The following is a 14,204-nucleotide window of genomic DNA, read 5'->3' as shown; positions in this document are numbered from 1 at the left end:
CGCCGGAGACGGCGGTAAAGCAAGGTGGGCAAAGAGGCAACACGATGAAACGATCCCTCCTCTGCGCCCTGATGCTCGCTCTGACCGCATTCCCGGCCGGCGCTACGACTCTCGTCAAGACATATAGTTATTTCCCGATCGGCGGCAGGACGCTCGACGACATCGGGACCCAGCTGTCGAAACTCGGGCCTCAGGTGAAAAGCACCGGGTCGCGGCATCCCGGCGCCACCCAGATGGCGTTCACCACCCGCGTCAGTTATGCGCAAAAGCCGGGCTCGTGCTGGATTGCCGACGCTGCCGTTACCGTCAAGGTCAAGGTTATCCTTCCCGAGTGGCGCCGCCCGCGCAAAGCCGATGCAGGCGTCAAGCTGTTCTGGGAGACTTTGTCCTCCGACATCAAGCGCCATGAGGAACGCCACGTCGAGATTGCCAAGAACCATGGCCGCGAACTAGAAGACGCCTTGAAGGCGAGCTACCCTGAAAAGACCTGCGAATTGGCCAAGGCCAAGGCCGCGAAAATTACAGCGGCCATGCTTGCCAAGCACGACCAGGACCAGATGCGCTTCGATCGTGTGGAAAGCGTCAATTTCCAAAGCCGCATCCTGCGGCTTTTGCACTATCGCATCGAGCGCATTGAGAATGGACGGCTCGCTCCCGGCTGAACTCCGCGTCGGACAAAGCCAAATTTGGAACAAAGCCAATTTGGCGAAGCATAGTGCCAGCTTCGAAAAACTTTCGAGCCGCTGTCGAAATCGGCCTATAGCGAACGACATATGCCAGGTTCGCAGGGATCAGCCTCCGGCAAACGCCAATCGGCGTACTAGATGCTTCCCAGCCCGTCGCGGAAGTGCACGCAGGCATAATGGATGAACGGATATGGACCAGGCTATCGACAAGCAAGCGATGGTGGAAACCAGCACGCCGCTGACCGAAACCGAGAAAAACGCCATCATCGGCGGCGTGCTTTTGTCAATGCTGCTGGCGGCGCTCGACCAGACCATCGTCGCGCCGGCGATGCCGACGATGGCACGTCTGCTCGGGCATGCCGAATATCTGCCGTGGATCGTAACCGGCTATCTTCTGACCGCGACCGCAGTGGCGCCGCTCTACGGCAAGATCTCCGATATCTATGGCCGCCGGCCGACCGTCTATGCGGCAATCCTGATCTTTCTCGCCGGGTCGCTGGTCAGCGCCACGGCCCCCAACATGCTGGTCCTGGTTGTCGGCCGGGCGATCCAGGGCGCCGGCGGCGGCGGGCTGTTCGCCCTGACGCAGACCGTGATCGGCGACCTCGTGCCGCCGCGCGAGCGGGCTCGCTACGCCGCCTGGATTTCGGGCACCTGGGCCGTCGCCAGCATCGCCGGGCCGCTGCTCGGCGGCACCTTCGCCGAACATCTGCATTGGTCGCTGATCTTCGGGATCAACATTCCGCTCGGCCTGCTGGCGATGGCGATCATTAACAATCCGCTCAAGAAGCTGCCGATCGCTGCAAAACATCACCGCATCGACGGCCTCGGCGCGCTGCTTCTGGTCGCGGCCACCTCGCTGCTGCTGCTTGCCTTGAACTGGGGCGGCAGCGAGTATCCGTGGCTGTCGCGTGAAATCCTTGGACTGCTCGCCTGCTCAGCGGTGTTCTGGAGCGCGTTCGCGCTGCGGCTGATGCGCGCGGCCGAACCGCTGATCTCGCTGGAAGTGCTCGGCAATCCGATCGTTCTCGCCGGCACGTTGTCGATGTTCCTGCTGCAGGCCGCCAATGTCGGCTTGTCGGTCTATCTGCCGGTCTACCTGCAATCGGTCGTCGGCCTGTCAGTCAGCGAATCTGGCACCGCGTTGCTTGGGCTGATGCTCGGCACGGTGGCCGGTGCGACATTCAGCGCGCGAATGATCCCACGCTTTTTCCACTACAAGCGCATTGCCATGGTCGGAACTGTTTTCTCGATCCTGTGCCTCGGCGTGCTCAGCCTGGTCGCCGGGCATGCCTCGCTATTGCTTGTCGAGGTGTTGACGACCTGCATAGGCCTGGGCACAGGCACGACCTTTCCGGTTGCCACTGTCTCGGTCCAGAACGCCGTCGATCGCATGCACCTTGGCGTGGCGACCGGCGTTCTCACCTTCCTCCGCTCGCTGGGTAGTGCGCTTGGCGTCGCCATGCTTGGTGCCGTCGCCCTTGGTTACGGGCTGCCGCTGGCCAGCGAAGGCACGCAGACGGCCGGCCATATCGCCTCAGCCACGCCGTTCGTGATGATCTTTCTTGCCGCCGCCGCGACCTTGCTGCTGTCGTTCATCACGCTCTGGCTGATGCCGGAGAAAACGCTTCGCGGCCATGCCGAGGCTTCGGCCCCAGCCCTGGCGGAGTAGACCGGCCTGGTGAAATCCGGTGAGCTTCAGTCGACCACGCCGAGCTTCTTCTGCAGGCTGGTCGACGAAGTCGTATACTGGAACACGATGCGCTCGCCGGGGCTGATGATGCGCTTGGCTGCCTGTGCCATTAGAGCGACCTCATGGAAGCCCGACAGGATCAGCTTCAGCTTGCCGGGGTACCAGTTGATGTCGCCGACGGCGAAGATGCCGGGCACCGACGTCTGGAATTTTTCGGTGTCGACCGGGATCAGGTTTTCGTGGAGATTGAGGCCCCATTCGGCGATTGGGCCGAGCTTCATCGTCAGGCCGAAAAATGGCAGCATCCGCGTGCACGGCACTTCGACATCGCCCTCCGGCCCCTTGATCGTGGCGGAGGCTAGCTGGCCGTCGCTGCCGGTCAGGCCCGTCACCTGTCCGACTTGGAATTCCAGCTGCTTCATCTCTTGCATGGCATACATCTTGTTGACGCTGTCGGGCGCTGCCCGGAATTCGGGCCGCCGATGCACCAGCGTCACGCTCTTGGCCACCGGCTGCAGGTTCAGCGTCCAGTCGAGCGCCGAATCGCCGCCGCCGACGATGACGAGGTCATGGCCGCGAAAGTCCTCCATCCGGCGCACCGAGTAGAACACGCTCTTGCCTTCATAGGGTTCGATGCCTGGAATCGGCGGCCGTTTCGGCTGGAAAGAACCGCCGCCGGCGGCAATCACCACAATTTTGGCTTCGAACACCTCGTTTTCGTCGGTAGTGACGCGGAAGCTGCCGTCCTCCAGCCTTTCCAGGCTCGAAACCATGCGGTTATAGGTGAATTCGGGCTTGAACGGCGCGATCTGCTCAAGCAGCTTGTCGACCAGACCTTGCGCCGAGATCGAGGGCCAACCCGGAATGTCGTAGATCGGCTTTTCCGGGTAGAGTTCGGCGCACTGCCCGCCGGGCCGGTCGAGTATGTCGATCAGATGGCACTTCATGTCGAAGAGGCCGAGCTCGAATACGGCAAACAGGCCGACAGGCCCTGCCCCGACAATGAGTACGTCCGTCTTGGTGATAGCGGTCATGAAGCATGCGCCTTTATGGGAAAACGGCGCGACACTGCATGACCATTGGTCCGCTGCCAAGCGGCAGCGGCAAAAATCGGCTTCAGCCTTGGCGGGCCGGCACGCGCACGACCAGCCCATCGAGGGCGTCGCGCACCTTGATCTGGCATGACAGCCGCGAATTCGGCTGGACGTCGTAGGCGAAGTCCAGCATGTCTTCTTCCATGGCTTCCGGCTCGCCGACCTCCGCCGTCCAGGCTTCGTCGACATAGACATGGCAGGTCGCGCAGGCGCAGGCGCCGCCGCATTCCGCTTCTATTCCCGGCACCGCATTGCGGATCGCATTTTCCATGACGGTCGAGCCGTTTTCGGCATCCACGTCAAAATGCGTGCCGTCATGGGCGATGAAGGTCAGCTTGGTCATTTGTCACCTGAAGGGAGTCTGAGCCGACATAATCACTCTGCCAGACAAGTCAACTGCGGCGCGAAAGCGCCGCTGCGTGGCGTTTTGGGAATAAGTTCTATCGGCTGATGGCGGCGACGAAGTCGCGCACTTCTTCGATCAGTGAGCCAAGGCGCTTCAGCGTGCTGGCGTCGTCGGGCCGGCATTCGATCGCACTGGCGCAATCGGCAATGGCGAAGGCGCCGACCCCGCGCGCCGAGCCTTTGAGCCCGTGCGCCAGTAGCAGCCGCTGCCTGACATCCGCATCGACGATCTTGTCGCGCACCGATAGCGCCTGCTGCACGAACAGTGCCAGCACCTCTTGCTCGAGGCTCCGATCGCCCATCGTCTGGCGCGCAAGATGCGCCAGATCGATCGGCCGCGCCCCAGCTGTCCCTGACACGTCACCGCCGGGCATCGAGAAGGCAATGCCGTTTTCGCCACGTATCACTTTGAGACTCCGTTCTTCGACCGCCGCAAAAAATAGGCGTATCCGGTGGACAACGGGTTAATGATTGACCCGGAAAAATGTCGCGATAACGGCGCCGGAATCACGGCTGTGTTAACCTTATATTTAAAGTTTTACGTATCGGACGGAATGCATGTTTTCTTTACCCCGCTGTGTCATTACGATACGACAGGTCCATTTTCAGCCTCCTGCGCGGGACACGCTAGGCAGAATCAATAAGCACAACCATAAGTCCCACGGCAGCTTGTACAGGGTAGCGAAGGCATGGCGAAGAAACCAACGACGACAAAAACGCTCGACAGCGACGTAGCCAGGGAACTCGAAAAGGCACTTGATATCGATCTGAGCGGCGATGCCGGCGGCGACTTCGACATCGCGGCATCCATGGAAGATCTGGAAGCGCAGATATCGCAAGCCGCCGACGAACTGGCGCGCGAAGGCCGCAGCCAGAACGAGGCGCCTGCCCCCGACCAGGCCCAGAATGCAGCACCCGCCGCCAATCAAAGCCAGAACCTAAATCCCGCGCCAAAAGCCAAGCCGGCTGAGTTGCGTCCCGTCGCAACGCGCAATGGCTCGCAGCCGCCAGCTTTCTCGCCGGCCAACGACGATCGTCAAAAAGACTATAAGACGCTCCTGCACACCCTCAACCGGCGCGCCTCGAACACGATCTATTGGGTCGTGGCTTTTGTTTCGCTGGCCTGGATCGCCGGCGCCGGTGGCCTCGCGAACCTGTTGTTCGGACCTGGCATCTGGAACATCCGCACCTTCGATCAGTTTTTCGCCCGTCCCGAGCTGATCGGCCTGGCGGTCGCGGCAATCGTGCCCGTCATCCTGTTCTGGGCATTCGCAGTGATGATTCGCCGCGCTCAGGAGATGCGCCTTGCCGCGCAGTCGATGACCGAGGTGGCCTTCCGTCTGGCCGAGCCGGAAAATCTTGCCCAGGATCGCGTCATGATGATCGGCCAAGCGGTTCGCCGCGAGGTGGCGGCCATGGGCGAAGGCATCGAACGCACGCTTGCGCGCGCCGTCGAGCTCGAAACGCTGGTTCACAGCGAGGTGAACCAGATCGAGCGCTCCTATTCGGAGAACGAGTCCCGCATCCGCTCGCTGGTCGACGGGCTGGGCAGCGAGCGCGAAGCGGTCGTCACCCATGCCGAGCGTGTGCGCGCCTCGATCACCGGTGCCCACGAGACGCTGAAGGACGAGATCAACGCCGCCAGCGATATCATTCGCGACAGCATTCTCAACGCCTCGACCAAGCTGTCGATGACGATCAACGAATCCGGCGACACGCTGATCGACAGGATCAACGGGAGCTCGATGTCGATCTTCGATTCGGTGGAAGGCCGGCTCGAATCGATCACCGACCGGCTGTCGACGTCGGGCGAGGCCTTCGCCAGCCTGCTCGACACCCGCATCGCCAAGCTGACGGACACCACCGATGGCCTGACGCGGTCGCTGACCGACCTGCTCGACGACCGCACGACCGGCATGGTGTCGCTGCTCGGCGGTGCCGCGCGCACACTCAATTCCGAATTCGAAGCCAGCCTCAACGGCATCGAGCGGACGCTTGCCGAACGTGGCCAGGCGCTGATCAGCGAGTTCCAGACCCGCGCCGAGGCGCTCGACACCGGTACGCAGAAGCTCAACGCCGCGCTGGAGGCTCGCGCACGCCAGATCAACGAGACGCTGGTCGAGCGCGCGCGCGAAATCGCCCACACCTTCCAGGATAGCAAGGAGACGCTGTCGGCGATGATCGATCAGGGCAAGACCCAGATCGGCGCCGACATGGCCGACATCATCTCATCGACCTCGACCATGCTCGAAGCCCGCGCCGGCGATTTCGCCGGGCGCATGGAAGCGGCGCGCCATGTCGTATCGCGATCGTTCGATACGGACATCCAGCGACTTGCGGATGCTCGCGCCGGCATCGAGGAAGCCGTCGAAAACCACAGCCGCAAACTTTCCGAAAGCCGCGACCGGATGGCGGCGGCAATGCAGGCCGATCTGGCGAAGTTCGCCGAGGGCCGCGCCGAAATCGATGCGGCGGTGACCAACCAGGTGCAGAAGCTTGCCGAAGGCCGCGGCCTGATCTCGCGCGCCCTTGAAGAGGATCTGCGCAAGGTCAACGAATCGCGTGCAGCGATCGACGCTTCGCTGGGCAGCCATCTAGAAAGCCTTGAAGAGGGCCGCAACCGGCTCGCCCAGGCCTTGAACGAAGACTCTGGAAAACTCGTACAAGCCCGCACGATCATTGATGAAATGGTTGCCGGGCACGTCGGAAAGCTCGCCGAAGGCCGCAGCATTCTTTCGCGCGCGCTCGAGGCCGACCTCGGCAAGCTGGCAGACAGTCGCGCCAGCATCGACGGCCTTGTCGCCGGTCAAGTCGAAAAGATCGCCGAGGGTCGCGCCATACTCGCCAGTGCGCTGGAATCCGACATCGCCGGCATCAATGGCCTCATCGAGGCCCATTCGGCGAAATTGGCGCAAGACCGCAGCGGTCTTTCCCAGTCGCTCGAGAACGACCTGTCCGACATCAGAGGTCTGATCGCCGATCATTCGGGCAGGCTCGCCGATGATCGCAGCCTGCTTTCGAAGACGCTTGAAGACGATCTTGCCAAGCTGGCCGAAAGCCGGTCGAGCATCGACGGGCTGGTTGCCGGCCAGGTCGAGAAGCTTGCCGAAGGCCGCGATATCCTCAAGCGCGCGCTGGAATTGGACCTGAACGCGATCAAGGGCGTCATCGCTGGCCAGTCCGAAAAGCTGGCGGAAGACCGTGGCCAGCTGTCACGGGCACTGGAGAGCGACTTGGAGGCTGTGCGCGGCGTTGTCTCCGATCACATGAACAAGCTCGCGGAAGACCGTTCGACGCTGTCGAAGGCGCTCGAAGACGATCTCGCCAAGTTGGCCGAAAGCCGCTCGAGCATCGATGTGATGGTTGCCGGCCAGGTCGAAAAACTGGCAGAGGGCCGCGACATCCTCAAACGCGCTCTGGAAGCCGATCTGAGCACCGTCAAGGGCGTCATTGCCAGTCAATCCGAGAAGCTGGCGGAGGATCGCGGTCAGCTGTCGCGCGCACTGGAGACCGATCTCGAGACCGTGCGGGGCGTCGTCTCCGAACATATGAACAAGCTCGCCGAGGACCGTTCGGCCCTGTCGAAGGCACTCGAGGACGATCTCGCCAGGCTGGCAGAAAGCCGGTCGAGCATCGACGGGCTGGTTTCCGGTCAGGTCGAGAAGCTGGCCGAGGGCCGCGACATCCTCAAGCGCGCGCTGGAAGACGATCTCGCCAAGCTGGCCGAAAGCCGCTCGAGCATCGACGGGCTGGTTTCCGGCCAGGTCGAGAAACTGGCCGAAGGCCGCGACATCCTCAAACGCGCTTTGGAGGCCGATCTCAACACGATCAGGGGCGCCATCGCCGACCAGTCGCAGCTATTAACCGACAATCGCGCACAGTTTTCGCGCGCCCTAGAGGCCGATCTCGGCAACGTCAACAGCCTTGTCGCTACCCACGCGGAGAAGCTCGTCCAGGACCGCTCGACCCTGTCGAAGGCGCTCGAGGACGATCTCGCCAAGCTGGCCGAAAGCCGCTCGAGCATCGATGGGCTGGTTGCCGGCCAGGTCGAGAAGCTTGCCGAAGGCCGCGACATCCTCAGGCGCGCTCTGGAAGCCGATCTGGAGAGGCTTGCATTGAGCCGCAGCGAGGTCGACGAGATTGTCGCCGGTCATGTCGGCAAGCTGACCGAGGGCCGCGACATGCTGACCCGCGCATTGCAGGACGATCTCTCCAGGCTCACCGACACGCGCAAGGATGTCGACCGTTCGCTGTCCGGCCATATCGACCAGATCGCCGCCAGGAGCACCGACATCTCCGATGCCATCGCTGCCGACGTGGAAAAGATCGAGCAGGCGTTCAGCCGGCAGACAGGCATCATCGAGGAGCGCGCCAGCACCATGGAGCGGGCGCTGTCGACGGGTGTCGACAACGTTCGCAGTGTGCTCGAAAGAAGCGCGGTCTTCGTCGCCGGGGCGCTGCGCGAGAAGGTCATGGAAGTCACCAGCGCTCTGCATGAGCAGGCGGGCGCTGCATTCAGCGATGCCGACCGCAAGATCGCCGAGCGCGCCGAGCAGACCTCGGCCGCTCTGCTCGCCAGGGCGGAGGACATCGCCCGCACCTTCGAGGAGGCGGATCGTCGCCTCGCCGCCCGCGCCGAGGATACGTCGAGCGCACTGATTGCCCGCGCCGACGACACGTCGAACACCTTGCTCGCGCGCGCCCAGGAGACGGCCGATCAGCTGGCAACCCGAGCAAGTGAGATTGCCGGTACCTTCGACGCGGCGGACCACAGGCTGGTCTCTCGCGCCATCGAAACGGCCCAGTCGCTGGCTGCACGTGCCGGCGACATCTTGCGCAATTTCGAAACAGCTGACGAGCGGCTGGGCGTGCGCATCGGCGAATCCGCCGAAGCTCTCGCGGCACGTGCGTCGGATCTCGGCCGCATTTTCGATGCCGCCGACCAGCAACTTATTTCGCGCATTGCCGAAGGCTCCGAAGCACTTTCGGCACGTGCGTCCGAGATCGGCCGCATCTTCGAGGAGGCCGATCATCGCCTGGTGTCCCGTATCGCCGACAGCAGCACCGCAATCGGCGAACATGCCGACAACATTGTCGGTGCCTTCACCAGCACCGAGCAGCGGGTTGCCGAACGCGCCAGGCAGACTGGCCAGGAACTCGCCGTCCATGCCCGTGAAATCGAGCAGCTGCTTGCCGGTGCCGACGAACGCCTGGCATCGAGTGCTGCCGCCACAGCGGCCCGCGTCGAGGAGCAGGTCGCCAGCGTCGAGAACCGCCTCGCCTACACTGCCGAGACAATGGGCCAAAAGCTCAACGAACAGGTCTCGAACGCCGAGGCGCAGTTAGTCTCGCGTGCCAACACGATCGCCGAAACCTTCACCGCGGTCGGCCAGCATATCGGCCAGAGCACCAACGACGCTGCAAAGACCATCGGTGCCAATACTCGCGAGCTCAGTACGATGCTTGCGGCACGTTCGGCCGAAATATCGAAAATCCTGGACGAGACGGCACGGCCTCTGGTCGAGCGCTTCGCCCAGGGCGGCTCCGAGCTGCAAAAGAGCATGGAAGAGGTCACCGAACGTGCGACAGAGAAGCTGCGCACTCAAAACGCCGCCCTCGTCGACGCCCTCGCCAGCCGCACGGCCGAAACTCTGTCGGCCGTCGAAGGCGCGCGCTCGACGCTTGCCGACAGCGTTGCCGACCTCATCGGCCGCATGACCACCTCCAGCTCGCAGCTCGGTCAATTGATCGAGCAGGCGGCGACCAATCTCGGCCAGGTCGACGAACGCCTGACTGGGAGCACGCAAAGCTTCGCGGCGACCACGGAAAAGACCGCCCAGACTTTCGCCAGCTCGGCGCGCCTTGTCGATTCGAACACGACGCGGCTCACCGAGCTGTCGTCCTCGACCTTGCGCGAGGTTGCCTCTATCGCCACCAAGTTCGACGAGCACAGCCGGTTGCTGTCCAGCGCCTCGGATCTCCTGAGCTCGGCCCAGAGCAACCTCGAGCACACGCTCGAAAGGCAATCGTCGCTGGAGGACCTCGCCGTCGGCCTTGTTAAGAAGTCGGAAGATCTCGAAAGGGTCATGCGCTCGTTCGAGAATCTGGTCGGCCAGACGCTGCAGAACGCCGAAGGCAAGACGCTGGAATCCGCCGACAAGATCCGTGCCGCGATTTCCGAAGTGGTCGATTCGGCTACCAAGCGCTTTGCCGATGCGACCGAGGAAATGCGGCGCACCGCCGGCTCGATCAAGAGCGAGCTCGACCTCACCCGAGCCGAGCTCAAGAAAGGCGTCATCGAGATGCCGGAAGAGGCAAAGGAATCAACCACGGCTATCCGCCGTGCCGTTTCCGAGCAGATCAACGCGCTGAAGGAACTTTCTGAAATCGTTGCCAAATCTGGCCGCAGCGCCGACAGTTCGGAACAGCGCAACCTGCGTCCGGCGCCGCAAGCGCCTGCCGCACGCGCCGCCGAGCCGCCACGCCGCCCGGCTCCGGCTCCGGAACAGCGCCGTGCACCGCAGGCGCCTTCGGGCGAGACGGCGCTGCGCGGCACGCTCGACCTCGAACGTCCCGCAGACACAGCGCTGCGCCAGCGCGACCCCAACGGCCGCACGCCGCAAGGCGGCTGGGTGCGCGACCTCCTGACCGGTGCATCGCGCGAAGACGACGCCAAGCCGGCGGCGCCTGCCGAAGCGCCGCGCCCGGCTCCCGCTCCGCGTTCGCCGCTTCATGTCGTGGAATCGCTGAACTCGCTCTCCGTCGATATCGCCCGAGCCATCGATCACGATGCCTCGATCGAGCTGTGGAACCGATACCGGCGCGGCGAGCGCGACGTCTTCACGCGCCGTCTTTACACGCTGAAGGGCCAGCAGACGTTCGACGAGATCCGCCGCAAATATCAGTCGGAGGCGGAGTTCCGCGCTGCTGTCGATCGTTACTGCGACGATTTCGAAAAGCTGCTCAAAGACGTGTCGCGCAACGACCGCGACAACATCATGGCGCAGACCTACCTGACGTCGGATACCGGCAAGGTCTACACCATGCTGGCCCACGCCAGCGGCCGCTTGCATTGATCAGACGACAATGGAACATGAAAAAGGCGGGAAATTCCCGCCTTTTTCGCGCCGTGCTGATCTTGATCCTATCAACGCATGAAGCGACAGCCCAGGATGCGTTCAAATGACGAGGCATCCTGCTCTATCTGTTGTTTAGCCGCATTTCTGCGGTGCCAAGTAACACCATTGGGCAGAATGCTCTAGGGTCAAAAACCAAACACTCTGAACGACCGAATTCGACCCATTTTTGCCGTTCCGATATCGGGCCTCACCATCTCCAAGGCGGTACATTCACCCACTATTCGGCGAGAAAAATCTCGTTCCGATCAAAGCCGCCCTACTTCGTTGCAGCGGCTGCGGCTTCCCCCGGCGGCATAATCCGCATCATGAAAGCCGACACCGTTTCCCCGGGTTTGAACGGGCCGGGAACCTGATGGCTGACCGGCTTCACACTTTGGAGGAATGCCGCGATAGCCATGGCGTCATCCGCGGTGAGATGCGCAAAATCGCGCCAAGGCATGATCGGCGCCAGCATACGGCCGTCCGGCCGTTCGCCGGTCTGGATCGCGGTGACGATCTGCTCCGGGGTCCAGCTTCCGATACCGGTCTCCTTGTCAGGCGTGATATTGCGGGCGACAAAGACACCAAGACCAGGAATCTCGAAGCCCACATCTGAACCGCCAAGAAAGCGCGACATGTCGGGCTTCCCGAAGAAGTAACCGGGTGTGTGGCAGTCGCTGCAGCCGGCAATCGTAGCCAGATATTCGCCGCGCGCAATCTGTGTGTCGTCGGCCATGGCCGCGTAAGATGGCAGGGCAACAATTGACGCTGTCAAGAATGCAAGATGAATTAGTGTCCGAAACATTGCTTCCTCCCTGTGGTCTGTTCGTGGTTTGTCCGTCGACCTCCCGCGTCGTCAACTGGTCGCAATTCCCCGATTTGGCGACGTCGGGGACGTTAAATTTTAGCAAGGCCAGGACGGATTACCATCAGCGATCAATTGGACCGTCGGCACTTGTCGTGTCCGGTTGAGCAACTGTTACGAAGCTCGCTAGCCGACGCACAACGCCTTCGCCTTCTTTGGCGCAACGTGCTCGTCCTGGCAGATGAGCCGAACGGCAACCTACCACCCATCTCGGCCATTGGGGCAGTCAGATGATTGAGTTTGATCCTAGCTGCGCCCGGCAGTTCCGGCCGCGTCAGATCACAGTGTCCGTCCAGCGCACGATTTGCCCGGCCGCATCACCGAACGCCGCGTCGAGCGCGCCGACATAGGCCTGGTTGCCATTGCCCGAAACGGGCGCGATGGCGCTAAACGTCTTCGAAGCGCGCACTTCGCCGTTGCGGTCGTTCAACAGGCGCACGAACAGCTCGACCTCGGCATGTTGGCCGCCATCGACACGCACCTCGAACGAGCGGATCTCGACGATCACCTGATAGTCGATTGCCAGCCCCTCGCCCGGCTTACCGACGCCGGTGAAGCTGCCCGAGCGCTGGAACGTCTCTGCCAGCCGCGCTTGTACGATCATCGGCAGCCGGTCGGCCCATTGCGCGCCCTTGAGATACTGGATCGATCGCGGCGATGGCTTGATGACGATGTTCTGGCTGTCCAGCGCCTTGAGCGCCGACGGCTGGGCGATGAGGATCTGGCGACGGCTGTGGGCACGCGCTTCCAGCGACGGCGCCGAAAGCTCGAACGTGTCCAGCGGTGCCGGTCCGCCGCCAGGCAAGGCCGCGCAGCTTGCAAGCGCAAGCGCCAGCAGCACCGCCCCGCTCTTCAACCCACTCGATCTGATGCTGCCTGAACTGATCGACTTCAAACGCGATCCCCCCCGGATCGTGGAAACAACGCGTATCTGCAAGCTATGTTCTTGCTGTGGGCGGAGGCCGAAGTCAACGGCGCACCCTGCCGTCGAACTGCCGGACCTCGCCCTCGCCGCCGGACAGGATCCGCTGCGGGTTGCGGCTCAGATCGGTTACCGCCTCCTCGATGCGGGTGATCGAACGACGGCTGTCCTGGACCAGCGCTTCGACGTTTTGCAGCCCCTGTCCCGAGAATCGCGCCAGATTGTCGGTGATGGTACCGAGACGGGCGTTCAGCGTGTCGGCGACCTGCTTGAACGATTTCAGCGTCGCTCTCGCGTCGGCCATGACGCCGTCGGCCTGGCCGGAGCCGAGCAGTTTGTCGACCTTGGCAAGAATACCGTCGACTCGCACCGAGGCATCGTTGAGGCGTCCTGCGAGCTGGTGCGCGTCTTTGATGGTTTCATCGATGTCGTCGGCTCGGTTGGCGAACTTGTTGGTCACCTTGGCGATGTCGGCGGCAGCCTCGTTGGCGTTTTCGCTGGCCTTCTGGATGTTGGCCAGCGCGGTGCGAACCTCAGCCGGATCGATGCCGTCGAGAACGCCGTCGACCTTGGCCAGCGTGCCTTGCGTCTTCTGGGCGAAGTCGTTGATCGAGCCGACCGCAGTGTCGACGTTCTTGATGACCGTGTCGAACTGCTTGCTGGTTTCCTTGAGGTTGGAAGTGACCGTGTCGACATTGGCGACGATGCTCTTGATCTGGTCCTTGTCGACGGCGTTGAGTAGCCCTTCCGCCGCCTTCAGAGTGCCGTCGAGCTTGCCCGAAACACCCTTCAATTCGTCCGCCAGCGAGCTGACGCTGGCCAGGAACTTGTCGACCCCGTCCGAATTCCTGGCCAGTGCATCGGAGAAGGTCTGGACATTGTTGACCGTCTGCGTCAGCGGCCCGCGAACGTCCTTGGTGAAGCCTTCGAGCTCCGAAAGGACCTTGTCGGCGCGGGTGAAGATGTTCTGCGCCGTCTGCAGCAGATTGGTGACCGCCGACGGGTTGGCAACGATCTCAGCGACACGGCCTTCCTTTTCCGCCTCGTCGAGCAGGTTGGGTTCTTTGGGGTCGGCGCCCTTGAGCTCGATACTGGCCTGGCCGGCGAGGCTGACGATCCCGATATCGGCCTGCGTCGACTTGGTGAGTGGCGTATTCCGGCCGATCTCGGTGTCGGCGATGGCGGCCGTCGGATTGGCGAGGTCGATATAGACACGCTTGACCTCACCAACCTTGACGCCGTTGAACAGCACAAAACTGCCGCGGCCGAGACCGGATGCCGAGCCCGGGATGCGCACGCGCAGTTCCGCCGTCTCGCCCCTGTCGCCGATTGCCGCCGTCCAATAGACGAAAGCGAAAGCCGCGAGGATCGCGGCCAGCGTGAAAATGCCGACAATGACGTAGTTGGCCCTGGTTTCCATT

9 protein-coding genes are annotated in these 14,204 nt (G+C 62.7%); 3 read left to right on the top strand and 6 right to left on the bottom strand.

From position 1 onward, the window contains the following. Positions 1-44: 44 nt before the first annotated feature. Both NKH01_RS02740 and NKH01_RS02735 read left to right on the top strand, forming a co-directional pair. Positions 45-662 (top strand): DUF922 domain-containing Zn-dependent protease, encoded by a 618-nt coding sequence (locus NKH01_RS02740; RefSeq protein WP_352642079.1) that lies wholly within the window; start codon positions 45-47, stop codon positions 660-662. A gap of 214 nt (positions 663-876) precedes the next feature. Continuing rightward, positions 877-2,358, top strand: a complete 1,482-nt coding sequence (locus NKH01_RS02735) for an MDR family MFS transporter (RefSeq protein ID WP_353018847.1) — start codon at positions 877-879, stop codon at positions 2,356-2,358. 26 nt (positions 2,359-2,384) lie between these two features. Here NKH01_RS02735 and NKH01_RS02730 read toward each other — a convergent pair whose 3' ends face one another. The 3 genes from NKH01_RS02730 to NKH01_RS02720 all read right to left on the bottom strand — a co-directional run bounded on the left by NKH01_RS02730 (position 2,385) and on the right by NKH01_RS02720 (position 4,282). Further along, entirely contained in the window at positions 2,385-3,413 is a 1,029-nt protein-coding gene (locus NKH01_RS02730) for an NAD(P)/FAD-dependent oxidoreductase (protein WP_023717829.1), read from the bottom strand. A gap of 82 nt (positions 3,414-3,495) precedes the next feature. Then, a complete protein-coding gene (locus NKH01_RS02725) occupies positions 3,496-3,816 on the bottom strand; it encodes a 2Fe-2S iron-sulfur cluster-binding protein (protein ID WP_006334837.1) in 321 nt (106 codons plus the stop codon). Between the two features lie 97 nt (positions 3,817-3,913). Next, positions 3,914-4,282 carry an Hpt domain-containing protein gene (locus NKH01_RS02720; RefSeq protein ID WP_023717831.1) on the bottom strand — a complete coding sequence of 123 codons (369 nt, stop codon included), beginning with the start codon at positions 4,280-4,282 and terminating at the stop codon, positions 3,914-3,916. A 285-nt stretch (positions 4,283-4,567) separates the two neighbouring features. Here NKH01_RS02720 and NKH01_RS02715 point away from each other — a divergent pair, with 285 nt between their 5' ends. Beyond that, complete coding sequence (locus NKH01_RS02715) at positions 4,568-10,954, top strand: apolipoprotein A-IV repeat region-like domain-containing protein (RefSeq protein WP_353018845.1); 6,387 nt, start codon at positions 4,568-4,570, stop codon at positions 10,952-10,954. Between the two features lie 319 nt (positions 10,955-11,273). Here NKH01_RS02715 and NKH01_RS02710 read toward each other — a convergent pair whose 3' ends face one another. The 3 genes from NKH01_RS02710 to NKH01_RS02700 all read right to left on the bottom strand — a co-directional run bounded on the left by NKH01_RS02710 (position 11,274) and on the right by NKH01_RS02700 (position 14,203). Beyond that, positions 11,274-11,801 (bottom strand): c-type cytochrome, encoded by a 528-nt coding sequence (locus NKH01_RS02710; RefSeq protein WP_502895844.1) that lies wholly within the window; start codon positions 11,799-11,801, stop codon positions 11,274-11,276. A 334-nt stretch (positions 11,802-12,135) separates the two neighbouring features. Then, positions 12,136-12,756 carry an ABC-type transport auxiliary lipoprotein family protein gene (locus NKH01_RS02705; RefSeq protein WP_502912588.1) on the bottom strand — a complete coding sequence of 207 codons (621 nt, stop codon included), beginning with the start codon at positions 12,754-12,756 and terminating at the stop codon, positions 12,136-12,138. Positions 12,757-12,829: 73 nt separating this feature from the next. Next, positions 12,830-14,203: an MlaD family protein gene (locus NKH01_RS02700; protein WP_353018842.1), complete on the bottom strand. Its 1,374-nt coding sequence runs from the start codon at positions 14,201-14,203 to the stop codon at positions 12,830-12,832. Position 14,204 lies beyond the last annotated feature (1 nt).

Source organism: Mesorhizobium sp. M1403 (assembly GCF_040317695.1).
In the GTDB taxonomy this organism is placed as follows: Bacteria; Pseudomonadota; Alphaproteobacteria; order Rhizobiales; family Rhizobiaceae; genus Mesorhizobium.
Note: the sequence above shows the minus strand (reverse complement) of the source record. Positions and strands in the feature narration are given on the sequence as shown.

Excerpts from the sequence above, each read along its gene's own strand:
- NKH01_RS02740 (WP_352642079.1), top strand. The coding sequence starts at position 45 with ATGAAACGATCCCTCCTCTGCGCCCTGATGCTCGCTCTGACCGCATTC.
- NKH01_RS02735 (WP_353018847.1), top strand. The coding sequence starts at position 877 with ATGGACCAGGCTATCGACAAGCAAGCGATGGTGGAAACCAGCACGCCG.
- NKH01_RS02730 (WP_023717829.1), bottom strand. The coding sequence starts at position 3,413 with ATGACCGCTATCACCAAGACGGACGTACTCATTGTCGGGGCAGGGCCT.
- NKH01_RS02725 (WP_006334837.1), bottom strand. The coding sequence starts at position 3,816 with ATGACCAAGCTGACCTTCATCGCCCATGACGGCACGCATTTTGACGTG.
- NKH01_RS02715 (WP_353018845.1), top strand. The coding sequence starts at position 4,568 with ATGGCGAAGAAACCAACGACGACAAAAACGCTCGACAGCGACGTAGCC.
- NKH01_RS02710 (WP_502895844.1), bottom strand. The coding sequence starts at position 11,801 with ATGTTTCGGACACTAATTCATCTTGCATTCTTGACAGCGTCAATTGTT.
- NKH01_RS02700 (WP_353018842.1), bottom strand. The coding sequence starts at position 14,203 with ATGGAAACCAGGGCCAACTACGTCATTGTCGGCATTTTCACGCTGGCC.